This window comes from Acinetobacter sp. P8-3-8 (assembly GCF_000214135.1).
In the GTDB taxonomy this organism is placed as follows: Bacteria; Pseudomonadota; Gammaproteobacteria; order Pseudomonadales; family Moraxellaceae; genus Acinetobacter.
The window spans coordinates 96,062-121,696 of the sequence record NZ_AFIE01000004.1; the positions used below are offsets into that span (position 1 = coordinate 96,062).

Genomic DNA, 25,635 nt, shown 5'->3' on the forward strand with positions numbered 1-25,635 from the left:
AGTGATGTGATGAATGAAGCTGTTCCCTCAGTTGTTGCAATTGACATTGGGACACATAAAGTTTCAGTACTGATTGGAAAAGTACATGCCCCTGATCATATTCAGGTTATTGGCATGGCTAGTGCACGCAATAAAGGAATGAATAAGGGCAAAATTGTTAGCCTTGATAAAGTTACAAATGCTATTAAACAAGCCGTTCAAGAGGCTGAAGATATGGCTGAATGTCGCATACATTCAGCATGGGTATCTATTCCAAGTACTGAATTACAAAGCCATTATGCGATAGGCCGTACTCCAATCTCGAATGCTGAACATACGATTACGACTACAGAAGTGGTGCGTGCTTTAGAGCTTGCGAAAGCCAGTCATATGACGGCAGACCATTATCTAGCAAGTGCTGTGCCTTTGGGTTTTGAGTTGGATGATTCATCTGAATGGGTGCAAAATCCAATTAACTTGTCTGCAAATAGTATGACCGCACATTATCAATTGATGATGATGCCGATTAGTACGATGCAAAACCTAGACCGTGCAATGAAAGGTGCCAATATTTCTGTAGAGAAAATGGTGGTGTCTTGCTTGGCAACGGCTGAGGCAAGTTTGCTCAAAGACGAAAAAGAATATGGTGTATGTTTGGTTGATATTGGTGCAGGTACGACCAATATTGCTGTATATATAGAAGGACATCTTGTTCTTGCACACACCATTCAACGTGGTGGTGAGAATGTGACACGTGATATTGCTTCAGTGTTGCAAACGACGACAGAAGAAGCTGAACGCATTAAGCTTTTATACGGTTGTGTTGATATTCACCAAGTAAAACCTGATCATATGATTCAGTTTGAAGCAATTGATGGTCCACAAACGATCAGTCGTATTGAATTATCTGAAATTATTATTGCACGTCATGAAGAAATTTTAACGATGGTGCGTAATGAGTTAGAGCAACGTGGTGCATTACAAAGTTTGTATCATGGCGTTGTATTGACAGGTGATGTTTGTCAAATTGAAGGTATGGTGACCTTGGCGCGTCGTATGTTAGGTGTTTCTGCGCACTTGGGTAATCCACCGTTACAAGTTGTTGCCGATGATCAGCACTTACCATCATTGCGCCGTTCGATGTATGCTACAGCAGCAGGATTATTATTATTCAGTCAAAGTGATATGCAAGAGGCTGTTGAAGAACCAGAAGTTACAGATCGTCGATCATTTGCTGATCGAGTCGTAAGTGGTTGGAATGCCTTAAATAACAAATTAAAGGGTATTTTTTAGGTGTAATTTTTTGGGGAATATTGTTAGGAAGTTGTAAGCTAGCCGTTCTACGCTTGACAAGCTCCGCAATGAACAGCATCCTAAAAGCAATTTTTATTATTGAAGATCAAGGCAGTATACGGGCTTAAGTGACTGCCAAATATATTAGGAAATTTATAGGTCATGGCTTCATTTGAATTTTTAGACGATGAACAAACCGATAACAACGGTCAAGCCCGTTTTACAGTGTTTGGTGTTGGTGGTGGCGGTGGTAATGCCGTACAACACATGGTGCAATCTGATATTAAAGGTGTGAAATTTGTTTGTGCAAATACGGATAAGCAAGCGCTTGATCGTATGAATGCACCATTCAAAATGCAATTGGGTGAACAAAGTACACGTGGTTTGGGTGCAGGCGCAAATCCAGATGTAGGGCAAATAGCTGCTGAAGAAAGCCGTGAACAAATTCGTCAACACCTTGAAGGTGCTGATATGGTATTTGTGACCGCAGGTATGGGTGGTGGTACAGGTACAGGTGCTGCGCCAGTAGTTGCTGAAATTGCTCAAGAAATGGGTATTCTTACCGTTGGTGTTGTGACTACACCATTTAACTTTGAAGGTCGTCGTCGTCAACGTTCGGCTGAAAAGGGTATTGAAGCTTTAGAGCAGCATGTAGATTCTTTAATTATCATTCCAAATCAACGCTTACTCAGTGTTTATGGTGACATCTCTATGCAAGATGCTTACCGTAAAGCGGATGATGTCTTGTTGAACGCAGTACGAAGCATTTTTGATTTAGTGGTGCGTCCAGGTCACATTAACCTTGACTTCGCAGATTTAAAAACTGCGATGAGCACTCGTGGCTATGCCATGATGGGTGAAGGCAAAAGTAGTGGTCCAGATCGTGCTGAAGAAGCTGCGCGTTTGGCAATTCGTAGTCCGTTATTGGACAACGTAAACATCATGAATGCCAAAGGGGTGTTAATTAACATCACTGGTGGTGCAGATGTTACTTTACGTGAAACTGAAGTCATTACAGATGTTGTGAACCAAATTGTTGACCTTGAAGAAGGTGAAGTGTTCTTTGGTACAGTATTCGACCCTGATGCACGTGATGAAATCCGTGTAACTGTGATTGCGACAGGCTTAACACGTAATGCAGCAGATGCGCATGATACTAAACGTAGAACACATGTAACCAACAGCAATACTACTCATATCCAGCAAGTTGCACAAAACACAGCTGTAGATGAGGACGATATTCCTGCGATCAATAAACGTCAAGATGGTGTTGCACCAACGGCTGCACCAAGTTCTGGCGCACGTTCTACGCCAATGAGTATTCAAGATTATTTGAAAAATCAACAACGTAAATAATTGATAATTCTTAAAAAGAAGAAAAATCATCAAAAAAGGTAGTGAGATTCATTACCTTTTTTGTTTTTTATCAATGGCTAAATGTGCTAACGTATAGCAGATTTAAGAATGAAGACCTAACCAGCATGTTGAAACAACGTACCCTGAAGCGAGTCGTTAAAGCGAGTGGCATCGGACTACATAGCGGACAAAAAGTCATGATTAACTTTTTACCGCATGTGGCGGATGGGGGTATTGTTTTTCGCCGTATTGATTTAGATCCACCTGTTGAGATTCCAGCAGATGCAATGCTGATTCAAGAAGCCTTTATGTGCTCAAATTTGGTCAATCAAGAAACCAAAGTGGGAACAATTGAGCATGTCACCAGTGCAATTGCAGGTTTAGGGATTGATAATCTAATTATCGAAGTGTCCGCTTCAGAAATTCCGATTATGGATGGGAGTGCAGGGCCATTTATTTACCTACTCATGCAAGGTGAGTTGGTTGAACAAGATGCACCAAAGAAATTTATTCGTATTTTAAAACCTGTTGAAGCACTCATTGACGATAAGCGTGCCATTTTTTCGCCGCATAATGGATTCCAAATTAACTTCACTATTGATTTTGATCATCCTGCTTTTGCCAAAGAATACCAATCTGCAACGATTGATTTCTCTACGGAAACTTTTGTGTATGAGGTGAGTGGTGCGCGTACATTTGGTTTTATGAAGGATTTAGATTACCTCAAGGCAAATAATTTAGCTTTGGGTGCGAGTTTGGATAATGCAGTGGGGCTAGACGATACGGGCGTGGTCAATGAGGAAGGATTGCGCTTTGCAGATGAGTTTGTTCGTCACAAAATTTTAGATGCAGTCGGTGACTTATATTTGCTTGGTCATCAAGTGATCGCCAAATTTGATGGTTACAAATCAGGCCATGCACTCAATAATCAGCTTTTACGCAATGTGAAAAGTGATCCAACTAGCTACGAAATTGTAACATTTGATGACGAGAAATTATGTCCAATTCATTTCGTCAACGTGACATAAGTCATTGTCTTTTAGGGGCTATGTTATAGTGTAACGAATTTTATTGTGATATTTATCACATTTTAAAGATTCTAAATTATAAATTCAGCTATTTTGTTTACTTTTTATTGCTTGCCAAACGCAGTAGAGCTTGGCTAAGCTTAGGGTCGCTCACAAAACTAGCGGCATTTTGTAACATTTCAGAGGTTGCTGGTTCGATACTTTTCACGGTTCTATTGGATTGCTGGTTTTTTTCGGTATTATTGTTTGGGGTACGTAAACGTAGTTGTAGTTTTTGTAAGTCACGTAACTCGTTCATTTGTGATAATTGAGAAATATACTGTTTTTGAAGATAACCGAGCTGACTAATCATGGCTTGATTTTCACCGGTGATGGTCAAAATACCGTATTGATAACAGACAACTTGCCATACCTCAGGTTGAGGTAATAGCGGTTGAATTAATTTAGTAAGTTTTTGCCATTCGGTGACTTGCTTTGTAAGAAACGATAAGTTTCCTGTTTTTATGTGCTGTCTTGTTGGTTGAAAGACGTTTTTGGGTTCCGACATACATTGTTCCTACATGACCATGTCTTATCTTAAGCGCTCATTTCGGTTGATATCAAGGATGAGATCACGCAAGAAACTTGATTAAGAGCAGTTTAAGAGGTTTTTTATGCATACGCGACGTATTTTATTGGCTTTTACTTTGGCGGCTTCTGCTGCTTCAGTTGCATTCGCAGATTTGGTTCAAGTAGATTCAAGTTATTCTCAAACACCTGATCGTTTAGAACAATTATCAAAAACATTATCTCAAGGCTCTTATAGCCATCCTGATGATCTTGATCTTCCTGCTAGTGCAAAAGTAAATATTACTTTGCGTAGCCAAGACAAACCAATCGAACTGAATAATGCATCAATTGCTAAAAAATACGGTTCTAGTACTGCTTCAACTAATCGCTATTCAGCAAATTCTCCATATTCATGGTTAGTGACTCATCCGCTTCCAGATATGAAGCGTGTAAGCTCTGATTTTGGTGGTCGTACTATGGGTGGTCGTGCAGAACACCATTCAGGTTTAGATCTTTCAGCACCAAGCGGTACACCGATTTACGCTACAGGCCCTGGTATTGTAACCAAGTCTGGTTGGGGTACGGGTTATGGTCAATATGTTGAAATTAACCATGGTAATGGTTATATCACTCGTTATGCCCATGCTTCACGTTTAATTGCACGTGTAGGTGATCAAGTCAAAGCGGGTGAACATATTGCCAATGTAGGCTGCACAGGTCGTTGTACTGGCCCTCATTTACACTATGAAGTAGTGAAAGATGGTCAACGTAAAAACCCAAGCTCATACTTGGCAATGCTACCTTAAGCTTTTGATCACTTGAGGGTAATGGATCTGAATTTAAAGCATCCGTCGCAATGGCCTAGATTGAGTATTTACATTATCACCAAATAAAATTTTGTTTGTATAAAAAACCGCCTGAATTGGCGGTTTTTTGTTGTTTTATGTGACGTTTGGTCAATGACTATTTAGCTACTAAATAATAGCGACAATCCACATTCAGCTGTAACGATAACTTAACAAGTCCAAAACATGATACATATAAGATATAGAAAACAGTTCATGGAGTAAGTGGCAAATGGCGTATTATGGTGATAGCGACGCTCAAGAAACCAAAGAATGGCAAGATGCCTTTGAGTCAGTGTTACAGCACATGGGAACTGATCGTGCTGCTTTTTTATTAGAAAAATTATATCAACAAGCAATTTCGAAACATGTTCCTATTCAACGGTTAAATACACCTTACTTAAATACCATTACAGTTGAAGAATCTCCAGCGATGCCGGGCGACCAAGATATGGAACGTCGTATTCGTGCATTGATTCGCTGGAATGCTTTGGCGATGGTATTACGAGCGAATAAAACAGGTGATGACCTAGGTGGTCACTTGGCAAGTTTTGCATCTTCAGCAACATTATACGATGTTGGTTTTAACCATTTCTTCCGTGCCAATAGCGATAACTTTGGCGGTGATATGATTTATTACCAAGGGCACTGTGCGCCTGGTATTTATGCACGCTCGTATTTAGAAGGTCGTCTAACTGAAGATCAATTGAATAATTTCCGTCGTGAAGTCGGTGGTCAAGGTCTTTCAAGTTATCCACATCCTTATTTGATGCCTGATTATTGGCAGTTCCCAACGGTTTCGATGGGTCTTGGCCCAATCATGTCGATTTACCAAGCACATATTCAAAAATATTTGACCAATCGTGGCTTGATCAAAGATGAGAACCGTAAAGTTTGGGCTTATCTGGGTGATGGTGAGATGGATGAGCCAGAAAGTTTAGGCGCGATCTCTCTTGCAGGGCGTGAAAAGTTAGATAACCTGATTTGGGTGGTGAACTGTAATTTACAACGTCTAGATGGCCCTGTACGTGGTAACGGTAAAATTATTCAAGAGCTTGAATCATTGTTCCGTGGTGCAGGTTGGCGTGTCATTAAAGTGGTTTGGGGGCGTCATTGGGATCCATTATTGGACAAAGACACTTCAGGCGCTTTAAAAGCACGTATGGACGAAGCCTTAGATGGTGATTTCCAGCGTTATCAAGTGAAAGGTGGTGCATACACACGTGAGCACTTCTTTGGTAAATATCCTGAAGCTGAAGAGTTGGTTAAAGGCTTAAGTGATGAAGATATTGATAACTTGAACCGTGGTGGTCATGACCCATATAAAGTGTATGCTGCTTATGCTGCTGCAATGACCAGTAATGGTCAACCTACTGTAATCTTGGCAAAAACAGTCAAAGGTTATGGTTTATCTGATGAAATTGAAGCGGTGAATAAAACACACCAAATCAAAAAAATGCATTTGGAATCGTTAAAGTATTTCCGTAATCGTTTCAATCTTCCATTCGAAGATGATCAATTGGAAGAACTTCCTTTTTATCGTCCAAGTGAAAACTCACCTGAATTGAAGTATTTGAAAGCACGTCGTGAAGCTTTAGGTGGTTATTTACCTGCTCGTCGTAAAGAGAGTGTTGCTTTAGATATTCCTGATCTATCGATCTTTGACAGCGTATTGAAAGGCAGTGGTGGTAAAGAGCAATCGACTACGATGGTCATGGTGCGTTTAATTGCAGCATTATTAAAAGATAAAGCGATTAAAGATCGTGTTGTACCGATTGTTCCTGATGAAGCACGAACTTTTGGTTTAGAAGGCATGTTCCGTCAGTTAGGTATTTATGCAGCACACGGACAGAACTATACGCCTGAAGACCAAGAACAGCTAATGAACTATCGTGAAGCAAAAGATGGTCATATGTTGAACGAAGGGATCAATGAAGCAGGTGCGATGAGTGCATGGGCTGCATTAGGTACAAGTTATTCAACCAATAACTTACCTATGATTCCAATGTACATGTACTACTCTATGTTTGGTTTCCAACGTATTGGTGATCTTGCATGGGCGGCAGGTGATGCGCAAGCTCAAGGTTTCTTGTTTGGTGCAACAGCAGGTCGTACGACACTGAATGGTGAAGGTTTACAGCACCAAGATGGTCATTCACATGTTTTAGCCAATACTATTCCAAACTGTGTGGCTTATGATCCTTGTTTTGGTTATGAATTGGCTGTAATCATCCATGATGGTTTAGAGCGCATGTATGTGAAACAAGAGCGTGTGTTCTATTATTTAACCTTAATGAATGAGAACTACGATCAGCCTGCTCTACCTCAAGAGGCGATTGAAGGCATCAAACGTGGTATGTACTTGTTTGAAAAAGATGACAAAGCCACAGTTCAATTGCTTGGTTCAGGTGTGATTCTGCGTGAAGTGATTAAAGCAGCTCAAATCCTACGTGATGAATATCAAATCCATGCAAACGTTTGGAGCGTAACAAGCTTCAATGAGTTGGCTCGTGATGGTATGGCTGTTGAAGAATTTAATCGTTTACATCCATTAGAAGATGGCAAAGAGTCGTGGGTATCTCAGCAGTTACGTGATACGAATGGTATCGTGGTTTCTGCAACAGACCATGTTCGTGCGTATAGCGAGCAAATCCGTGCTTATCTTCCAGACAGCCGTCCTTATGTAACTTTAGGTACAGATGGTTATGGTCGTTCGGATACACGTGCAAACTTACGTAGCTATTTCGGTGTAGATGCAGCGCATATCGTTGTTGCAACGTTGAAAAAATTGGCTGACGAAGGCGAAGTGGATGCACGTTTAGTGAAAGATGCGATTTCTACATTTGAACTTGATGTTGATCGTCCTGTGGCGTGGTTACCGCAAGCTCACCCATCTACACAAGAAGTTGCGGCTTATACTGAGGAGAAATAATCATGCAAATTAAGACTCCTGATATTGGTGTAGATAAAGCCACTGTTGCAGAAATCTTAGTGAAAGTTGGCGATACGATTGCAGTTGATGACAGTATCGTTCTACTTGAGTCAGATAAAGCCTCTGTTGAAGTGCCTAGCACTTCAGCAGGTGTGGTGAAAAGTATTGCAGTTTCTGAAGGTGATGAAGTTTCAGAAGGTGCAGTTTTGATTGAGGTTGAATCAGCAGATGCATCTGCTGCTCAAGAAACAGTACAGGAAACTGTAAAAGCCGAACCTGTTGTAGCAACTCAACCAGAAGCAAAGGTTGAAGCGCAAGTTGCGGCAGCGCCATCTGCACCAGCAGCAACAACTTCAACACAAGTGGTAGATGTAAAAGTTCCAGATATTGGTGTTGAAAAAGCTTTAGTCGGGGAAATCTTGGTTAAAGTAGGTGATGAAATTGCTGTAGACGATAGTATTGTTGTGGTTGAATCGGATAAGGCGACAGTAGAAGTACCGAGTACAGTCGCTGGTACGGTTGAAAGTGTTGTGGTCAAAGAAGGTGACAGTGTTCAAGAAGGTGTGGTTTTAATTACCGTTAAAACTGTAGCTTCTGCAACGGCAACTTCATCAGCACCAACGACTACCTCTCACCCTGTAGCAGAAGCTGAGCCTGTAAAAGCTGCGTCAGCACAGCAAGCAACTCAATCTGGGCCAGTTGAAATCGCTGTTCCTGATTTGGGTGTAGATAAAGCGACGATTTCTGAGATTTTAGTCAGTGTGGGTGACCGCGTTGAAAAAGATCAAAGTTTAGTGGTGGCTGAGTCTGACAAAGCCTCTGTTGAAGTGCCGAGTACAGTTGCAGGGACCATCAAAGCGATTCATGTCAGTGCCAATCAAGAAGTGAAACAAGGCATGCCATTGGTCACGATTGATGGTATTGCAGATGTTAAACCTTCTGAGCAAGCGCAAGAAAAAGCGGCTACGCAACCTGTTAAAGCTGAATCAAAAACTGTAGTTTCGTCTGAAACGGTGGTTGAGCCGAAAGCACATGTAGCAAATTCTTCAGATAAACTCAGCAAAGAACAGCAAGCTGAAAATGCCAAAGTATATGCAGGCCCTGCTGTACGTAAACTTGCACGTGAGCTGGGTGTTTTACTTGCACAGGTTGAGTCTTCTGGGCCACACCAACGTGTGATTAAAGAAGATGTATTTGCTTATGTGAAAGCACGTTTAACGACACCTGCAAAAGCAGCGCCTGCCGTTGCCGCAGTGGCTTCGGGCCTGCCTGCATTACCAGACTTTAGTGCATTTGGTGGTGGTGAAGTAGCAGCGATGACACGTTTGCAACAAGTGTCAGTACCGCAGTTGTCTTTAAATAACTTTATTCCACAAGTGACACAGTTTGATCTTGCTGATATCACTGAACTGGAAGCTTGGCGTGGTGAGTTAAAAGGTAAATTTAAGCAAGATGGTATTAGCTTAACGATCCTTGCTTTCATTGCAAAAGCAGTTGCTTTCTTATTGAAAGAAGAGCCGTATTTTGCAGGTCATTTAGCTGATGATCAGAAAGGTGTTTTATTGCGTAATGAAATCCATATGGGCATTGCAGTGGCAACACCAGATGGCTTAACGGTTCCTGTATTACGTAATCCTGACCAAAAATCAATTAAGCAGATTGCGATTGAACTAGGTGAATTAAGTAAAAAAGCACGTGATAAGAAACTTTCTCCAAAAGACTTACAAGGTGCGAACTTTACGATTACCAGCTTGGGTTCTATTGGTGGTACAGCATTCACGCCATTGGTGAATTGGCCACAAGTAGCAATTTTAGGTATTTCCCCTGCGACCATGCAACCTGTTTGGAATGGTTCGGGTTTTGATCCTAAATTGATGTTGCCATTGTCATTGTCTTATGACCATCGTGTGATTAATGGTGCGGATGCAGCTCGTTTCACCAATAAATTGACGAAACTTTTAGCTGATATTCGTAATATTTTGCTTTAAAAGAGTTTTTTGAATTTAAAACCTCGCTTCGGCGTAATGTTGATTAGTTAAGTTTTTTAAATCTCCCCAACCCTCCTTTTTCAAAGGAGGGAGCATCCAGAATCTAAAATTATTTTAAATTCGCAATAGTTCCCCTCTTTTCCAAAGAGGGGTTAGGGGAGATTCTTAAATCAGTAATCACTAAATTACTCTTAACTGACTGGCATTACTCGCTTCGGCGAGGTTTTTTATTGCTCGTATTTCAGAGCTAATGTTATAAAAAATCTTTTAAAGTCTTCGTTTTATCATATAGGGTTAAAGCTGAATCTGGATTCAAATTCCAAATCTGCGGTGGGCTGTGTGTAGGGTGTACGCTTTGCCATTGGGCTGTTTTCAGTCGTTCAAAAGCTTGAAAGCTTTTTAAAAACGTATTCCAAAAGTGAGGGTAATTTATGCTTGGATCTGTCGTTGATTTCTCATAACCATGACTTTGCCCATTCAGACTTTTAAAATCAAAACCAATTAAAACAATATTTTTAGGTTGGAATAAGTGAGCAAGCGATAAAGCTTGTAAGCCACAATTATTCCCATACACATGATTGCTTGTTCTGAAAAGTTGATCTTGATTAGCGTGGTGAATAAATTGCATAGGCACTACTGTTTCAGGATAACTGCGGCTGTTTCCCAAACCACATCCCGTTATAAAATGTCCTTTAAACTGAGTTTCCAATGATGATTGATATTTTGTCCACCAGCTGTAATCGCTGTGGTGTGCAATTTGTGCGTCAGGAAATAATTCAAAAGCTTGATTGCAACAAATAATAAAGTGCTTGGGGGCACGTAATGCTTCTAAATTCATTGTTTTTATTGAGGGGCCGCCACCGATAATGAAAATGGTGTCTATGAACTTATGGTCTTGAATATATTGATCAAAATGAGAAGGCATAACTGAACTATTATAAAGTCGAAATGATTTTTTTGATAAAAAGATGAAAAAAATGACAATACATTGTAAACTACAAGCACTTCATTGGGGAGTAGCCGCTATTCACGATCAAATTTGATGAGTGAATAGGTGATGGTCAACATAATTGTTCAACAGAACATGGTCATCATAGCAAAGAACCAATTTAACTGATTTCTAAATCAGTTATCTTTTGTTGGCAAGACCTTTGATTTATCACTCCGCATTGGATAGGCGACTATTCAAAATAGGCTAGCGGGAGGGGTAAGTCATCGGTATATATTTGCTAGCCAGAGACTAAGATATGTTAAACGCTTTCCTCATCTCTTTAGTGGTTGTTGCCTTATCTGAAATGGGCGACAAAACCCAACTTCTTGCACTACTTCTTGCAGCAAAATTTAGAAAACCTATTCCAATTCTTTTTGCAATTTTATTAGCAACCTTAGTCAATCATGGTGTATCTGCTGTATTAGGGCAATGGATCACGACAGTTCTGAGTCCTACCGTGTTGTTATGGATCGTTTCACTTGGCTTTATCGCCATGGCGGGTTGGATGCTGATTCCAGATGAATTGGATGATGAATCTGAAAGTATCAATAAATGGCAAAAATATGGTGTGTTTGGGGCGACTTTTGTCTTGTTCTTCCTTGCTGAAATTGGTGATAAAACTCAAATTGCTACAGTTGCTTTAGCAGCTCGATTTGACAGTGTGGGTTGGGTGACATTGGGTACAACACTTGGGATCATGTTAGTAAATGCGCCTGCTGTATTTATTGGTAATAAATTGGCGGATAAATTGCCGATTGCTTTGATTCATAAAATTGGCGCTGCGATTTTCTTTATTATCGGCGTTGCGGCATTGGTTCAACATTATTTCCTATAAAGTTCCGTATTCTTTTTAATTGATATTGAACCCAACGTGATGTTGGGTTTTTTATTGTCGGCATATTATCAGTAAGTAATATTTATATAAGAATCACATAAATAATTATTAAACTTCAGTTGTATATTCATTGCCAGTAAGAATAAAACCTTATATCTTGTATGGAATTATTAAAGATTTATTTTAAAAGATTTTTTTGGGGTTTTGTTATGGCTTTGGATCGCACTACATCACAGGTATTATTTGATAATGGTACACATAAATGCATCAGTTTTACTAGTTTGGTCAAAGGGGAAGGTGTACAGGCCAATCAGTTTTTAATTCTCAATCATGAGCGAGCAGCAATTTTAGATCCAGGTGGTGATTTAACTTATGTGCCATTAACCATGGAGTTGAATAAATATACTCGATTACAAAACTTAGATTATGTGATGGCTTCACATCAAGACCCTGACATTATCACCTCTATGCCACGTTGGTTGATATATACCGATGCAAAGGTTGTGGCTTCAAAATTATGGGCCCGCTTTTTGCCACACTTAAATTCTGCATTTATGAGTGATCGCATGAAAGGTGGTTGGTTAGAACGATTGATTGAACTACCTGATCAAGGCGGTTCAATTGCTTTGGGTGAAACACGAATTATTGTGGTTCCTGCCCATTTTTTGCATTCAGTGGGTAATTTTCAATTCTACGATCCAATTTCAAAAATCTTATTTTCGGGAGATATGGGTGCATCCATTGTTGATGATGCAGCTACGCCGATAGAGAATTTTGCTTTGCATATTCCAACTATGCGTGGATTTCATCAGCGTTATATGTGTAGTAATCGTATTATTCGTTTATGGGTCAAAATGGTTCGTCAAATGGATATTGAAATGATCGTGCCACAACATGGTAAACCCTTCATAGGTAAAGAGATGATTAACCAATTTTTAGATTGGATTGAAAATTTACAATGTGGTATCGATTTGATGGATGAATCGGTTTTTACCTGTCCTGAATAAGCGTTCAAAATATTCGCTTTTATAGCTCACTTTTTTAAAATTTTCTGCGTTAAATCTATTGTAAACCTCTTCCATTGAGTCAAAATGGAGGAGGTTGTTTGACTACGAGAATTTTAAAAAGATGTTGTCTCAAATTTCTGCGCAGGATGCGTGTTTAACTTGTGGAGCATGTTGTGCTTTTTTCCGAGTCTCATTCTATTGGGCTGAAGGAGAGGCCATGCCTTCAGATTATGTAGAGCCTTTAACTGCGGTATATTCCTGCATGAAAGGTACCAATCAACAGCAAGTGAGGTGTATCGCTTTAAGTGGTACGGTTGGAGAGCAGGTCAGTTGCATGATGTATGAACATCGCAGTTCAACTTGCAAAGAAGTTCAGGCGGGTGATGAGCAATGTGCTAAAGCAAGACAAGGCTACGGCTTAATTCCTCTCATTGAAATCGAGTCTGCATATCCAAGTAATGATGAAAACTTTGACCAAGTTTGTTAAAGCACAATGATGTGTATTCACATATTTGCTCATGGATGGTTGATCTATTCATCGTGTTTTTTATTCAATCATTTAAATGATTCATAAAAGCGAAAATGTAAATTCAGTTGTCTATTTTAACCAGATTCATTTTAAGTTTGAGAAAGTGATAAAGACGAAAAACTTTATTTTCAAAAAATCTATAATTACCAATATTTAGCATCAAAAATATAAAAATTATCTTATAAAATGAAAATTGAACTGAAATTTGTATATAATAGCTCACGGAAATTACCAGCGAGACTGTTATGTTGACCATCGTTCAAGAAGCGCTAACCTTCGATGATGTCTTATTACTCCCTGCCTACTCTACTATTCTCCCAAAAGATGTCTCTTTAAAGACACGCCTGACTCGTGGCATAAATTTAAATATCCCAATGGTTTCAGCAGCAATGGATACTGTGACTGAGTCACGTATGGCGATTGCGATGGCGCAAAATGGTGGTATTGGTATTCTACATAAAAACATGGATATTTCTGCGCAAGCTGCAGAAGTTCGCCGTGTAAAGAAATTTGAAGCAGGAATGGTCAAAGACCCGATTACTGTGACGCCTGAAACAACCATTCGTGAATTGATTGCAATTACTCAATCAAACAACATCAGTGGTGTACCCGTTGTGAAAGACGGTAAAGTTGTGGGTATTGTGACTGGTCGTGATACACGTTTTGTGACGAACTTAGAACAACCTGTCAGCAATATCATGACTGGGCAAGATCGTCTTGTGACTGTTCGTGAGAATGAATCTAAAGAACACATCCAAGCATTATTGCAAAAACACCGTATTGAAAAAGTATTGGTGGTTGATGATCAAAACGCGTTAAAAGGTTTGATTACGGTAACAGATTTCCGTAAAGCAGAATCTTACCCAAATAGTTGTAAAGATGACCTAGGTCGTTTACGCGTCGGTGCTGCTGTAGGTACAGGTGCAGAAACTCCAAGTCGTGTAGAAGCTTTAGTTGAAGCGGGTGTCGATGCGATTGTTGTCGATACTGCACATGGTCACTCAGCAGGTGTGATTGAACGTGTACGTTGGGTAAAAGCCAACTATCCACAAGTTCAAGTGATTGGCGGTAATATCGCAACAGGTGATGCTGCTTTGGCATTATTAGATGCTGGTGCAGATGCTGTAAAAGTCGGTATTGGTCCAGGTTCGATCTGTACAACACGTATTGTTGCTGGTATTGGTATGCCGCAAATTTCTGCAATTGATAGCGTTGCCAATGCACTGAAAGATCAAATTCCTTTAATCGCTGATGGTGGTATCCGCTTCTCTGGTGATATGGCGAAAGCGATTGGTGCAGGTGCAAGTACGATCATGGTTGGCTCACTCATGGCGGGTACTGAAGAAGCGCCGGGCGAAGTTGAATTCTTCCAAGGACGTTACTACAAAGCATACCGTGGTATGGGTTCATTGGGTGCGATGGCGGGTGCAACAGGTTCTGCGGATCGTTATTTCCAAGATTCTAAAGCAGGCGCAGAGAAATTGGTTCCAGAAGGGATTGAAGGTCGCGTACCGTACAAAGGTCCTATGGGCAATATCGTGCACCAAATGATGGGTGGTTTACGTTCATCTATGGGTTATACAGGTTCTGCAACGATTGAAGATTTACGTCAAAATGCAAAATTTGTAAAAATCACTGCTGCAGGTATGCAAGAGTCGCATGTGCATGATGTAACGATTACAAAAGAAGCGCCAAACTATCGTGTGGGTTAATCTTTCGTAGTATTTTTATTGAAAAAAGCCGTCAGTTTATGACGGCTTTTTTATTTTGGTGTAAAGTGGTGCCATTGAAAAATTGATTGTTATACAACACATAATAAGTGGGTAAAAAATGAGTTATTTTGGAACAGATGGTATTCGTGGACAATTTGGTCAGCTTCCGATTACCCCTGAATTTGCCCTTAAATTAGGGTTTGCTGCTGGTAAAGTATTAAAGCAAATTAGCCCAAAATCTAAACCGATTGTGGTGTTGGGTAAGGATACTCGATTATCAGGTTATATCTTAGAAGCAGCCTTACAAGCGGGTTTAAATGCTGCGGGTGTATATGTACATCTATTAGGCCCTTTGCCTACACCTGCGATTGCTCATTTGACTCGTGCATTACATGCCAACTTAGGTATTGTGATCTCAGCTTCACATAACCCATATTTTGATAATGGGATTAAATTCTTTTCAGATGAAGGTAAAAAACTACCGGATTCAATCCAAGAAGCAATCAACAAAGAACTTGAAAAAGACATCGTGATTGAAGACAACGCAAACTTAGGTAAGAGTGTGCGTGTTAAAGATGCCAATGGTCGTTATATCGAATTCTGTAAATCAACATTCCCATATCACTATAATTTACGTCATCTAAAAATCGTGGTGGATTGTGCGAATGGTGCTGCTTATAGCGTAGGCCCTGCGGTATTCCGTGAGTTGGGTGCAAAAGTGATTGCACTTTATAATGAGCCTGATGGTTTAAATATTAATAAAGATTGTGGTTCGACCCATCCTGAACATTTACAAAAAGCAGTGGTTGAGCATCAAGCTGATTTAGGTATTGCTTTTGATGGTGATGCTGACCGTGTGGTCTTGGTGGATCGTTACGGTAAATTGGTCGATGGCGATCATATTCTATATATTCTTGCGACGCAGGCAAATACTAAGCCAACAGGTATCGTTGGTACGGTCATGAGTAATATGGCGCTTGAATTGGCACTTGAAAAAGCAGGCGTACCTTTTGTACGTGCCAAAGTGGGTGATCGCTACGTCCTTCAAAATCTTGAAGAAAATAGTTGGGTTGTGGGCGGTGAGCCATCAGGTCATATCTTGACGCTGGACAAGAGTACGACGGGTGATGCGATTATTGCAGCACTACAAGTGTTAACGGTATTGGTTGAACAAAATAAATCTTTAGATGAATTGGTTGCAGATTTTAAAGCCTTACCGAATGTATTGGTCAATGTTCGCCTTGAACAAATGTTTGATCCATTTGCGATTCCTGCATTGGTAAATGAATTTGATCAAGTAGAAGCACAGCTGAAAGGCCGTGGCCGAATTTTGATTCGTAAATCAGGTACTGAACCTGTGATTCGTGTTATGGTTGAAGGGGATGATCTGCAAGAAGTGACTGATTTAGCAAATCATTTAGCAGATTCTGTACGCCAACATGCCAATGCTTAGTATGTAAAAAGGTAAGGTTCATGAGTGATGTGATTAAAGATTTGAGTGAGTTAAGACTGACTTATCAAAAGGGTGAATTGCATGAGGAACAGGTGGATGCACAACCGCATGAGCAGTTCCTCAATTGGTTTAATCTAGCTTTAGAAGCAAAATTACATGAACCTTATGCCATGTCATTAGCAACGGCGAATGTACAAGGTCGTCCGCATGTACGTACGGTTTTATTACGTGGTGCAACAGAAGCAGGTTATGATTTTTATACCAATTATGACAGTCAGAAAGGTTTGGATTTAGCTGAAAATCCTTATGCAGAATTATTATTTTATTGGCCTGAACTTGAACGCCAAGTTCGTATTGGTGGCGATGTCATTAAAATTTCTGAACAAGAATCAACAGATTATTATCATAAACGACCACGTGATAGCCAAATTGCAGCGCACATCAGCACACCACAAAGTGGTGTGATCGAAAGCCGTGAATTGTTACAACAACGTTTTCAAGCATTGCAAGATCGTGTTGAAAATAAACAAGAATTATCTAAACCCGAATTTTGGGGTGGCTATCGCTTAGAGCCTAACTATTATGAATTTTGGCAAGGTCGTCCAAATCGTTTACATGATCGTTTGACCTATGAGCGTATTGATCATGTATGGAAATTACAGCGATTGATGCCATAAATGCAAAACATTCAAATAAAACAACGTCCATTTCTAACACGCCCTGAACAATTTCAGGGCGTGTCACCCTTTATTGCTGAAATTTTGGCACGTCGTGGTGTGCAATCTGAACAAGAGCTTGATTTAAAACTCAAATATTTACTTGCACCGAAAATGAAAGGCTTAGATCAAGCCATTCAAATCATTGATCAAGCCATTGATGAAAATAAAAAAATGGTCATCGTTGGTGACTATGATGCAGATGGTGCAACCAGTACCACATTGATGATTTTGGCACTGCGTGAAATGGGCGCTGATGTGCAATATTTAGTACCCGATCGTTTTAAGTATGGCTATGGGTTAACCCCGAAAATTGCAGATTTAGCCTTTGAAAGCTTCCAACCAGATTTACTGATTACGGTTGATAATGGTATTTCTAGTCATGCAGGGGTTGAGCAAGCTCAAGCACATGGCATGCAAGTGATCATTACCGATCATCATTTAACCACTAAAGAGACGCCTAAAGCTGAAGCCGTGGTCAATCCCAATCAATTGGGGTGTGAATTCCCTAGTAAAGCTTTGGCAGGTGTAGGCGTTGCTTTTTATTTATTGGCAAATTTAAGCAGTCATCGTGCTAAATTGAATAAATCGACTGCGAAAATGCCGCAGTATTTAGATTTGGTGGCATTGGGAACCTATGCCGATGTGGCCAGTTTAGATTATAACAATCGAATTTTGGTCGATGCAGGTGTTAAACGCATTCAGCAAAATCAATGTCGTGCTGGAATCAGTGCGTTATTGGATATTGCAGGGCGTGATCCAGCAGAACTAAAAGCTTCTGATTTAGGTTTTGTTTTGGGCCCGCGGATTAATGCCGCTGGGCGTATGGAAACCATGGATATCGGGATTGAATGCTTATTAGCAACCGATATGCAAACAGCTTATGCATTGGCTCGACAATTAAATGATTTAAATTTAGAGCGTCGCCAAGTTGAATCTCAAATGAAGCAAGAGGCATTGGTTGCACTTGAGGGATTACAGCTTGATCAGGACAATTTACCTGCGGCATTGGTGATGTTTGAAGAACATTGGCATCAAGGGGTGATTGGGATTGTTGCAGGGCGTTTAAAGGAACAATTTCACCGTCCAAGTATTATCTTTGCAGCAGATAAAGACGGTGTTCATATTAAAGGTTCAGCACGTTCAATCGATGGAATTCATATCCGTGACTGTATAGAAAAAGTCGCTGAGCAATATCCGCATTTGGTTAGTCATTTTGGTGGGCATGCAGCAGCGGCAGGTTTAACCATTCAAAAACAACATTTTGAAGAATTTAAACAGGTCTTTACTCAACTGATTGCACAATCGGAAGATGAATTGTTTCAAGCGACTTTATGGACAGATGGTGAGTTGCCAAGTCAGGCATTTCAAATTCAAACCGTCGATTTAATTGAAGCGATGGGGCCGTGGGGACAAAAGTTTCCTTCGCCTGTTTTTGAAGGTCAATTTCAAATACTGGATTATCGTTGGCTAAAAGAAGTACATCTTAAATTAAAATTGGCTTTGGAGAATGGTCAATCTGTGGATGCTATTGCGTTTAATGCATTAAATAAATTTAACTTTGATCCCATGCAAAAAAATGTTCGTATTGTTTATGAGTTAGATAAAAATCAATTTAATGGCAATGTTAGTTTGCAATTAAGAATGCTGCATTTACAACATTAACCACAATAAATAGCGCTAATTAAATTAACGTCAGTTCGGGATAGATTTTGATGTAAGTTATTGAAAAGATTGATCAGGCACAGCGGAGTCCCATCGTTTAAAGTCAGATGTAGGGATTAACCTTCGGTTCGACCTGAGAGGTACTACCTCGCAAGGCTTTCGGGAAAAGTAGGCAAAACCATTTGTCAGTCGCCAACTCGACAGATACTATCAAGTACCTAATATATTGCAAAAACAGTATATTACAGATGTAGCCCTGCCTCGAACAATGCGACTGACATTTCCACGTATCATATAGCTGGGAAAATATCTTATCCCGAACTCAGGTTAAATTAAATAAAAAACCGCTCGATTGAGCGGTTTTTTATAGAGTTGTAAATTAGAAGCGGTAACCAGCACGTACACCATAAGTGTTGTAGTCATCACCGAAACCAACACGACCTTCAACGCTAACTTGTTGATTTAAGAATTTTTTCGCAGAAATACCGAATTCATCACGTTCAGTTAAATCATTGTTGTAGTAGTCTGCACCAACACTTAAGGTTTTATCTAAATACAAATCACTACGTACTTTGTATTCATCTAGATCACCGAAAGCACCATAAGCTTCAAAATTAGCATCGTATTGACCAAGTTTTGTTACATATTTAGCACGTACTGTTGGGTCTGCACCATCGTCACCATTTTTTTCATCATAACCTGTCACACCTAAAGCAAGTAATAAACCAGGTGCTGGTAAATAACCGACTTCTGCGCCGTATGTTGTGACTTTAGCATCGATCGAGGTGTCATCAACTTCAAGCTCATTACGCGCTACACGACCACTCACGTAGAAATCGCTATTCGGTACATAGTATTCAAGGCCTGCACCATATTGTGTATCTTTGATACCATCGTTATCAGCGTACTCTACATTGGCTTTTACATTGCTGGCACGATCAAGGAAAGCAGCTTCATTGAGTGGTGAATTACGAATTTGAACAGGGTTAAAGTAATAAGTACCATCTACACCGAAATTATGGGTTGCATCATAATCGTCCCAATCAGCATAGGTATAAGAACCGCCTACTTCCGCTTGATACGCATGTGCTGCTGTACCTGTCATTGCGATAGTAGATAGAAGCGCTGATGCAATTGCTAACTTTTTCATGGATTCTTCCCCCATTTGGAAATGATTAGGCTAAAAAGTTTTTTAAATCTTTTGTTACATCTTTAAGTTTAGAGTGAATGTGAATATCGTCAACCTAAGCAACGTAACAGAACTGTAGTTTTAGTAGGTTTGTGTAATTTTTTAAATTTAACTTATTGATAAATATTAATAATAATCTGTGTTTAATTTTATTAAAACTGTGTAGATAGTGTGGAGAATGATAGTAATTAAGTGAATAGTAAATATATTTTGTAATAAAAAAGGCATTTTTAGAGAAAAATGCCTTTTAAAAATTGTTTCAATTTTAAGTTTAGAAGCGGAATGTTCCATTCACATTAAATGCTTGTAGGTCATCCCCAAAGCCTACTGAACCACCTACAGCAAAGACATCATTTAAGAAATATTTGCTACGAATGGCAAAATAATCAATATCATCATCGCCATTGTCTTCAAAGCTATAAGCAGCACCAAGACTCAATGCTTTGTTGAAGTAATAGTCTGCACCTACCGTGACATGATCTTCATCGCCAAATGCACCATCTGCTTCAAGATTGACATATTGGTCAGCCATACCGACTGGGAAGACATATTTTGCTTTTACTGCAAAAGCATTGTCCTCATCGTTTTCATCATCGCCGTTATAACCGTCTACACCTGCAGCAACGAGTAAATTGCTCATTGGCATGTAGCCGACTAAGGCACGATAATTGGTACGATCATATTCATCTTTGTAGTAGTCAGAGCCATAAGAGAAGCGATCTTTCTCTTGGTATTTTTCATGATTCATTCCAATGTCTGCATTGAAATAAAATTGTTGATAAAAATATTCTACACCCACCACAAAATTATGATTTTGATACTCATCTTTTCGAGTGCCGTTCACACCCATTTGATCTTCGATGGTATAACGGTCACTTTTTTGCTGGGTATAATCGTAAGCGCCATACACATTACTGGCATGATTTAAAAAAGCGCCTTCGTTTAATGGTCCTTTGCTTGATTGCACAGGCTCGAAATAAAAAGTACCTTTGAGATCAAGTCGGTTGTCCGAATCGGTATAGTCATCATCATGGTTTACATAAGTATAACCAGCATCCATTTGTGCGATATAGGCAAAGCTAGAGCTGGTGATTGCGGTCAAGAATAAAGCAAGTAATGAGCGTTTCATAAAATCCTCTGAGCAGTTTATAGTTGTCTATTGTTTAATATTTATTAAAAATAATGCGCTATTGTTCACAAAAAATACACTTTGGTCAATTGCTTTGTTAAATAAAAATGCAATATCTCAACTTTTTCTGCACTGTGGTAGAATGCTTCCGAATTAAAAGACGTCAAATGTGAGATTAAAACTCGTGGAAATTAATCCTTATTTAAACCAGCTAAAAGACTTAAATGACCGTGGTCTAACACTACGGGGGTATCTTTGACTACGATCTGAAGAAAGAGCGTTTAGAAGAGGTTCTCCGCGAGTTAGAAGACCCTGCCATTTGGAATGACCAAAGTCGTGCGCAAGCAATGGCAAAAGAAAAGGGCGAACTTGAAAATGTTATCAATGTGCTAGAAGGCTTAGCTAATCAGCTTGAAGATGCTAAAGCAATGCTTGATTTAGCAGTCGAAGCTGATGATGAAAGCTTGTTGGCTGATGTACAAGCTGAGCTTGATTCAAGTGAAGAAGAATTAGCAAAACTTGAATTCCGTCGTATGTTTAGTAATCCGATGGATCCAAACCCATGCTATGTCGAAATCCAAGCGGGTTCAGGTGGTACAGAAGCACAAGATTGGGCTTCAATGCTACTGCGTATGTATATGCGTTGGATTGAACGTCATGGTTTCAAAGCTGAATTGATGGAAGAATCAGACGGTGATGTCGCAGGGATTAAATCTGCAACGATTCGTGTTGAAGGTGAATATGCTTATGGTTGGTTACGTACAGAATCAGGTGTACACCGCCTAGTACGTAAGTCACCATTTGACTCGGGTAACCGTCGTCATACCTCATTCTCAGCGGTATTTGTATCACCTGAAGTGGATGATAATATTGAAATTGACATCAATCCTGCGGATGTTCGTACCGATACTTACCGTGCGTCTGGTGCAGGTGGTCAGCACATTAACAAAACCGATTCAGCGGTACGTTTAACGCATGCACCTACAGGAATCGTGGTGGCTTGTCAGAACCAGCGTTCACAACATGCCAACCGTGATCATGCTTGGAAGCAGTTACGTGCAAAACTCTATGAATTAGAGATGCAAAAACGTAATGATGCAGCTAAAGCACTTGAAGACACTAAGTCTGATATTGGTTGGGGTAGTCAAATTCGTTCATACGTTTTGGATGACTCTCGTATCAAAGACTTACGTACCAGTGTAGAAAGTTCAAATACAGGTGCTGTATTGGACGGTGACTTAGATAAGTTTATTGAAGCAAGCTTAAAACAAGGGCTATAAGCCTTTAGTTTGTAAATTAAATACTTAACAAAAGCAAAGCTTTAACAGCTAATTACATTAATATCTAAAAAATTCGATATAAAAATCGAAAAAATGCGATATAGTGTATTCAAGATGCTGAACAGAGCTTTGCACTTTATTGAATGTGTCTAAGATGGATATTGATTTAATTTTTAAGGCATTGGCAAATCCGACTCGACGACAAATACTGGAATGGTTGAAAAATCCACAACAGTTTTTATCGGAAGAGCAATGCGGTGGCTTTAATCGTGGTGTCTGTGCAGGGAATATCGAAAAACTCGGTAATGTCTCTCAGTCAACGATGTCCAATCATTTATCTGTATTACAACAGGCAGGTTTAATTCAGGCGGAAAAATATGGTCAATGGTCATATTTTTCTCGCAATGAAGCTTTAATTCAGCAATATATTGAATATCTACACAGCTCACTTTAAATCCTTTTCATCATGCAGTGGAAAAAGTGAGTCATGAGGTTAATATGGCTGAACTTATTTCTCCCTTAACGCTTGGCGATTTAAAACTTAAAAATCGCGTAGTGATGGCGCCTTTAACACGGAGTCGTGCAACGGCTGATCGTGTTCCTACAGCAATGATGGCTGAATACTATGCACAACGTGCCAGTGCAGGCTTAATCATTTCTGAAGCAACCGTAATTTCTGAAGAAGCCAATGGTTATTTAAATACCCCGGGGCTTTTTACAGATGCTCAAGTTGAGGGATGGAAAACAGTCACTCAAGCTGTACATGAAAAACAAGGTTTAATCGTCGCGCAGTTATGGCATGTTGGTCGTGTTTCACACCCTGATTTACTCGATGGAGAAACACCTGTTTCTGCCAGTAATGTGCAACAAGCTGGACATGTGAGTTTACTTCGTCCAAAACGTGAATATGTTGTTCCACGTCCATTAGAAATTGCTGAAATTCATCAGATTATCCAACAATTTAAACAAGCTGCGATTAACGCTAAATCTGCCGGATTTGATGGCGTAGAATTGCATGCTGCCAATGGTTATTTGATCGATCAATTCTTGCAAAGTTCAACCAATCAGCGTGAAGATGAGTACGGTGGTTCGGTTGAAAATCGTGCACGTTTCCTCCTTGAAGTGGTTGATGCTTTGATCGAAGTTTGGGGTGCAGGACGTGTTGGTGTCCATTTAGCACCACGTGGTGATGAGCATGATATGGGTGATGCTCATCCACGTGAAACCTTTGGTTATGCATTGGAAGAATTAGGTAAACGTAAAATTGCTTTCTTCTTTACTCGTGAATATTTGGCTGATGACAGCATTAGTGATTATATGAAAGCTCGCTCTGGTGGTGTGCCATATATTGCCAATATGCGTTTAAGCCGTGAAGATGCGATTGATCTATTGGCTACGGGTCAAGCAGATGCAGTGTCTTTTGGTAAGGCTTATATTGCCAATCCTGATTTGTTTGAGCGTTTAGTTGCTGATGCACCTTTAAATGAATTGGTGTTTGAAAATATGATCGGTTCGCAGACTGCGGAAGGTTATACTGATTATCCAACTTTGGCAGAAATGTCTGAAAGTGAGCTATCTGCTTAACCTTCCAGTTTTACTGCTTTATTAAATGTTTTGTTGCGATGTAAAAGCTGTATTTGTTTAAAAATGAATACAGCTTTATTTTTGACAAACTTATTTTAAAACAATCAAAGTCAGTCAATTCTATATTCCCATATTGGTTGAAATTAGAAAATCTGTAATGTTGTTTTGAGTACGACAACAAATTGTTCAATGTGATTCAATAACAACATTATGCATTAACAACTGAATACGGCTCTGTTATATTTGCCGATTGAATTTATTTTGGGGCATTTTGTTTGGCTACTCCTTTTTGGTATAACGCAGCTCTCGCAATCGTCAAACCGTTATATAAATGGCGAATAAAAAAACGTGCGCAAAATATGCAGCAATATCAACAAGAATGTCTTGAACGATTTGGCCCATTTCAACCACCTAAGAATAAACAAAGCATTTGGTTCCATTGTGTTTCTGTCGGTGAAACCAATGCTGCACAACCTTTGATCGAACATTATTTAAAATTAGGTCATCATGTTTTAGTCACCAATACCACCAAGACTGGGCAGACCCGTTCTAAATCATTATTTTTAAAAGCACCTTATGAATCGCAATTTCAAGCCGTCTATTTACCTGCGGATCAAAAGTATTTAATTGCTGATTTTTATCAGAAACATCAACCTCGTTTATTGATCTTGGTTGAAACTGAGCTCTGGCCGAATTTAATTGATCAAGCCAAACAGTTCAAAGTTCCCTGTATTTTGGTCAATGCACGGTTGTCTGAAAAGTCTGCTCAAGGCTATGGCAAAGTGCCGAGTTTGACACGTCCAATGCTACAAAATTTAGATCGTTTATTGGCGCAAGATTTAGCAACGCAGCAACGTTTTATTGATTTAGGTATTCAACAAAACCGTACAGAAGTGGTGGGAAGTATTAAATTTGATATCTCTGCACCTGAAGCATTTATTGAAAAAGCAGTACAGTTGAAGCAGGATTTGCATTTAGCTTCTCGTAAAATCATCACCATTGCCAGTACGCATTCACCTGAAGAAGAAAAACTACTCACTACTTTGAAACCTTATTTAGATCAGCATCCAGATTGGCTCTGTATTGTTGTGCCACGCCATCCTGAACGTTTTGATGAAGTTTTTGAAATTGCACAGCGTTTAAATTTAAATACCCAAAGGCGTAGTTTAAACCAGTCTATTCAATCAGATACTCAGGTTTATTTGGCCGATAGTATGGGTGAAATGTGGCTTTGGTATGCGCTTAGTCAAGTTTGTTTTGTCGGTGGTTCATTGAATGAGCCGGGTGGTGGACATAATATTTTAGAGCCAATGGTTTTGGATGTACCGACCGTTATTGGCCCGAATTATTTTAATTTCCAAGTCATTGTCGATGAATTTCTACAAGCAGATGCTGTAAAGGTTGGGTTATCTGTTGATGAAGTCGTGCAGCTCTTGGTGCGTTGTTTAGAAGATGCAAATTTTGCTCAGCAGTTGAGTCAACATGCAATTGAAGTTTTAAATCGCAATAAGGGTTCTTTGCAAAAACATATTGCTGTGATTGATGGGTATTTATAATCAGGATTAGAAAATTTTC

21 protein-coding genes and 1 riboswitch are annotated in these 25,635 nt (G+C 39.6%); of the genes, 17 read left to right on the plus strand and 4 right to left on the minus strand.

What is annotated here, in order from left to right; genetic code table 11:
• Nucleotides 1-9 precede the first annotated feature (9 nt).
• The 3 genes from ftsA to lpxC all read left to right on the plus strand — a co-directional run bounded on the left by ftsA (nucleotide 10) and on the right by lpxC (nucleotide 3,656).
• Nucleotides 10-1,272, plus strand: coding sequence for a cell division protein FtsA (gene ftsA, locus GGG_RS0103600; protein WP_010112329.1), 1,263 nt, complete (start codon nucleotides 10-12; stop codon nucleotides 1,270-1,272).
• Between the two features lie 162 nt (nucleotides 1,273-1,434).
• Complete coding sequence (ftsZ, locus tag GGG_RS0103605; protein WP_010112331.1) at nucleotides 1,435-2,628, plus strand: cell division protein FtsZ; 1,194 nt, start codon at nucleotides 1,435-1,437, stop codon at nucleotides 2,626-2,628.
• A 125-nt stretch (nucleotides 2,629-2,753) separates the two neighbouring features.
• Nucleotides 2,754-3,656, plus strand: coding sequence for a UDP-3-O-acyl-N-acetylglucosamine deacetylase (gene lpxC / locus GGG_RS0103610; RefSeq protein ID WP_010112334.1), 903 nt, complete (start codon nucleotides 2,754-2,756; stop codon nucleotides 3,654-3,656).
• Between the two features lie 97 nt (nucleotides 3,657-3,753).
• On the opposite strand, the gene GGG_RS0103615 is transcribed toward lpxC, so the two are convergent.
• Nucleotides 3,754-4,203: a hypothetical protein gene (locus GGG_RS0103615; RefSeq protein WP_010112336.1), complete on the minus strand. Its 450-nt coding sequence runs from the start codon at nucleotides 4,201-4,203 to the stop codon at nucleotides 3,754-3,756.
• A 106-nt stretch (nucleotides 4,204-4,309) separates the two neighbouring features.
• On the opposite strand from GGG_RS0103615, the gene GGG_RS0103620 reads away from it, so the two are divergent.
• The 3 genes from GGG_RS0103620 (at nucleotide 4,310) to GGG_RS0103630 (ending at nucleotide 9,970) form a co-directional block, all read left to right on the plus strand.
• A complete protein-coding gene (locus GGG_RS0103620; RefSeq protein ID WP_010112337.1) occupies nucleotides 4,310-5,011 on the plus strand; it encodes a M23 family metallopeptidase in 702 nt (233 codons plus the stop codon).
• A 271-nt stretch (nucleotides 5,012-5,282) separates the two neighbouring features.
• Complete coding sequence (aceE, locus tag GGG_RS0103625; RefSeq protein ID WP_010112339.1) at nucleotides 5,283-7,982, plus strand: pyruvate dehydrogenase (acetyl-transferring), homodimeric type; 2,700 nt, start codon at nucleotides 5,283-5,285, stop codon at nucleotides 7,980-7,982.
• A 2-nt stretch (nucleotides 7,983-7,984) separates the two neighbouring features.
• On the plus strand, nucleotides 7,985-9,970 hold the full coding sequence (locus tag GGG_RS0103630; RefSeq protein ID WP_010112341.1) for a 2-oxo acid dehydrogenase subunit E2: 1,986 nt from the start codon (nucleotides 7,985-7,987) through the stop codon (nucleotides 9,968-9,970).
• Between the two features lie 253 nt (nucleotides 9,971-10,223).
• Here the strand turns inward: GGG_RS0103630 and GGG_RS0103635 are convergent, their stop codons facing one another.
• Nucleotides 10,224-10,895 carry a type 11 methyltransferase gene (locus GGG_RS0103635; protein WP_010112343.1) on the minus strand — a complete coding sequence of 224 codons (672 nt, stop codon included), beginning with the start codon at nucleotides 10,893-10,895 and terminating at the stop codon, nucleotides 10,224-10,226.
• Between the two features lie 74 nt (nucleotides 10,896-10,969).
• A riboswitch (yybP-ykoY riboswitch) is annotated at nucleotides 10,970-11,201 on the plus strand.
• Nucleotides 11,202-11,217: 16 nt separating this feature from the next.
• Here GGG_RS0103635 and GGG_RS0103640 point away from each other — a divergent pair.
• The 7 genes from GGG_RS0103640 to recJ all read left to right on the plus strand — a co-directional run bounded on the left by GGG_RS0103640 (nucleotide 11,218) and on the right by recJ (nucleotide 18,878).
• Nucleotides 11,218-11,796: a TMEM165/GDT1 family protein gene (locus tag GGG_RS0103640; protein WP_010112344.1), complete on the plus strand. Its 579-nt coding sequence runs from the start codon at nucleotides 11,218-11,220 to the stop codon at nucleotides 11,794-11,796.
• A 209-nt stretch (nucleotides 11,797-12,005) separates the two neighbouring features.
• Nucleotides 12,006-12,803: an MBL fold metallo-hydrolase gene (locus GGG_RS0103645; RefSeq protein WP_029574427.1), complete on the plus strand. Its 798-nt coding sequence runs from the start codon at nucleotides 12,006-12,008 to the stop codon at nucleotides 12,801-12,803.
• 121 nt (nucleotides 12,804-12,924) lie between these two features.
• Complete coding sequence (locus tag GGG_RS0103650; protein WP_010112347.1) at nucleotides 12,925-13,290, plus strand: YkgJ family cysteine cluster protein; 366 nt, start codon at nucleotides 12,925-12,927, stop codon at nucleotides 13,288-13,290.
• 287 nt (nucleotides 13,291-13,577) lie between these two features.
• Nucleotides 13,578-15,044, plus strand: a complete 1,467-nt coding sequence (gene guaB, locus GGG_RS0103655; RefSeq protein WP_010112349.1) for an IMP dehydrogenase — start codon at nucleotides 13,578-13,580, stop codon at nucleotides 15,042-15,044.
• A 118-nt stretch (nucleotides 15,045-15,162) separates the two neighbouring features.
• Nucleotides 15,163-16,497, plus strand: coding sequence for a phosphoglucosamine mutase (gene glmM, locus GGG_RS0103660; protein ID WP_010112350.1), 1,335 nt, complete (start codon nucleotides 15,163-15,165; stop codon nucleotides 16,495-16,497).
• 20 nt (nucleotides 16,498-16,517) lie between these two features.
• Nucleotides 16,518-17,174: a pyridoxamine 5'-phosphate oxidase gene (gene pdxH / locus GGG_RS0103665; protein ID WP_010112352.1), complete on the plus strand. Its 657-nt coding sequence runs from the start codon at nucleotides 16,518-16,520 to the stop codon at nucleotides 17,172-17,174.
• On the plus strand, nucleotides 17,175-18,878 hold the full coding sequence (gene recJ, locus GGG_RS0103670) for a single-stranded-DNA-specific exonuclease RecJ (RefSeq protein ID WP_010112354.1): 1,704 nt from the start codon (nucleotides 17,175-17,177) through the stop codon (nucleotides 18,876-18,878).
• A 379-nt stretch (nucleotides 18,879-19,257) separates the two neighbouring features.
• Here the strand turns inward: recJ and GGG_RS0103675 are convergent, their stop codons facing one another.
• Both GGG_RS0103675 and GGG_RS0103680 read right to left on the minus strand, forming a co-directional pair.
• Nucleotides 19,258-20,028 (minus strand): putative porin, encoded by a 771-nt coding sequence (locus GGG_RS0103675; RefSeq protein ID WP_010112355.1) that lies wholly within the window; start codon nucleotides 20,026-20,028, stop codon nucleotides 19,258-19,260.
• 310 nt (nucleotides 20,029-20,338) lie between these two features.
• A complete protein-coding gene (locus GGG_RS0103680) occupies nucleotides 20,339-21,196 on the minus strand; it encodes a putative porin (RefSeq protein WP_010112356.1) in 858 nt (285 codons plus the stop codon).
• A gap of 184 nt (nucleotides 21,197-21,380) precedes the next feature.
• Between GGG_RS0103680 and prfB the strand changes: the two genes are divergently transcribed.
• The 4 genes from prfB (at nucleotide 21,381) to GGG_RS0103700 (ending at nucleotide 25,616) form a co-directional block, all read left to right on the plus strand.
• Nucleotides 21,381-22,476, plus strand: a protein-coding gene (gene prfB, locus GGG_RS0103685) for a peptide chain release factor 2 (protein ID WP_138920256.1) whose coding sequence is annotated in 2 segments (ribosomal slippage) — nucleotides 21,381-21,452 and nucleotides 21,454-22,476 — 1,095 coding nt in all. Because the reading frame shifts where the segments join, the coding sequence is not laid out codon by codon here.
• A gap of 154 nt (nucleotides 22,477-22,630) precedes the next feature.
• On the plus strand, nucleotides 22,631-22,930 hold the full coding sequence (locus tag GGG_RS0103690) for a helix-turn-helix transcriptional regulator (protein WP_010112358.1): 300 nt from the start codon (nucleotides 22,631-22,633) through the stop codon (nucleotides 22,928-22,930).
• 44 nt (nucleotides 22,931-22,974) lie between these two features.
• Nucleotides 22,975-24,060, plus strand: a complete 1,086-nt coding sequence (locus GGG_RS0103695; RefSeq protein ID WP_010112359.1) for an alkene reductase — start codon at nucleotides 22,975-22,977, stop codon at nucleotides 24,058-24,060.
• A gap of 275 nt (nucleotides 24,061-24,335) precedes the next feature.
• A complete protein-coding gene (locus tag GGG_RS0103700; RefSeq protein ID WP_010112360.1) occupies nucleotides 24,336-25,616 on the plus strand; it encodes a 3-deoxy-D-manno-octulosonic acid transferase in 1,281 nt (426 codons plus the stop codon).
• Nucleotides 25,617-25,635: the final 19 nt, after the last annotated feature.

What these genes read in the sequence shown, in the direction of transcription:
- lpxC (WP_010112334.1), top strand. Translation starts at nt 2,754, where the DNA reads ATGTTGAAACAACGTACCCTGAAGCGAGTCGTTAAAGCGAGTGGCATC.
- guaB (WP_010112349.1), top strand. Translation starts at nt 13,578, where the DNA reads ATGTTGACCATCGTTCAAGAAGCGCTAACCTTCGATGATGTCTTATTA.
- GGG_RS0103690 (WP_010112358.1), top strand. Translation starts at nt 22,631, where the DNA reads ATGGATATTGATTTAATTTTTAAGGCATTGGCAAATCCGACTCGACGA.
- GGG_RS0103650 (WP_010112347.1), top strand. Translation starts at nt 12,925, where the DNA reads ATGTTGTCTCAAATTTCTGCGCAGGATGCGTGTTTAACTTGTGGAGCA.
- GGG_RS0103635 (WP_010112343.1), bottom strand. Translation starts at nt 10,895, where the DNA reads ATGCCTTCTCATTTTGATCAATATATTCAAGACCATAAGTTCATAGAC.
- GGG_RS0103695 (WP_010112359.1), top strand. Translation starts at nt 22,975, where the DNA reads ATGGCTGAACTTATTTCTCCCTTAACGCTTGGCGATTTAAAACTTAAA.
- aceE (WP_010112339.1), top strand. Translation starts at nt 5,283, where the DNA reads ATGGCGTATTATGGTGATAGCGACGCTCAAGAAACCAAAGAATGGCAA.
- GGG_RS0103680 (WP_010112356.1), bottom strand. Translation starts at nt 21,196, where the DNA reads ATGAAACGCTCATTACTTGCTTTATTCTTGACCGCAATCACCAGCTCT.
- GGG_RS0103640 (WP_010112344.1), top strand. Translation starts at nt 11,218, where the DNA reads ATGTTAAACGCTTTCCTCATCTCTTTAGTGGTTGTTGCCTTATCTGAA.
- GGG_RS0103620 (WP_010112337.1), top strand. Translation starts at nt 4,310, where the DNA reads ATGCATACGCGACGTATTTTATTGGCTTTTACTTTGGCGGCTTCTGCT.
- GGG_RS0103615 (WP_010112336.1), bottom strand. Translation starts at nt 4,203, where the DNA reads ATGTCGGAACCCAAAAACGTCTTTCAACCAACAAGACAGCACATAAAA.
- glmM (WP_010112350.1), top strand. Translation starts at nt 15,163, where the DNA reads ATGAGTTATTTTGGAACAGATGGTATTCGTGGACAATTTGGTCAGCTT.
- GGG_RS0103675 (WP_010112355.1), bottom strand. Translation starts at nt 20,028, where the DNA reads ATGAAAAAGTTAGCAATTGCATCAGCGCTTCTATCTACTATCGCAATG.
- recJ (WP_010112354.1), top strand. Translation starts at nt 17,175, where the DNA reads ATGCAAAACATTCAAATAAAACAACGTCCATTTCTAACACGCCCTGAA.
- pdxH (WP_010112352.1), top strand. Translation starts at nt 16,518, where the DNA reads ATGAGTGATGTGATTAAAGATTTGAGTGAGTTAAGACTGACTTATCAA.
- ftsZ (WP_010112331.1), top strand. Translation starts at nt 1,435, where the DNA reads ATGGCTTCATTTGAATTTTTAGACGATGAACAAACCGATAACAACGGT.
- ftsA (WP_010112329.1), top strand. Translation starts at nt 10, where the DNA reads ATGAATGAAGCTGTTCCCTCAGTTGTTGCAATTGACATTGGGACACAT.
- GGG_RS0103645 (WP_029574427.1), top strand. Translation starts at nt 12,006, where the DNA reads ATGGCTTTGGATCGCACTACATCACAGGTATTATTTGATAATGGTACA.
- GGG_RS0103630 (WP_010112341.1), top strand. Translation starts at nt 7,985, where the DNA reads ATGCAAATTAAGACTCCTGATATTGGTGTAGATAAAGCCACTGTTGCA.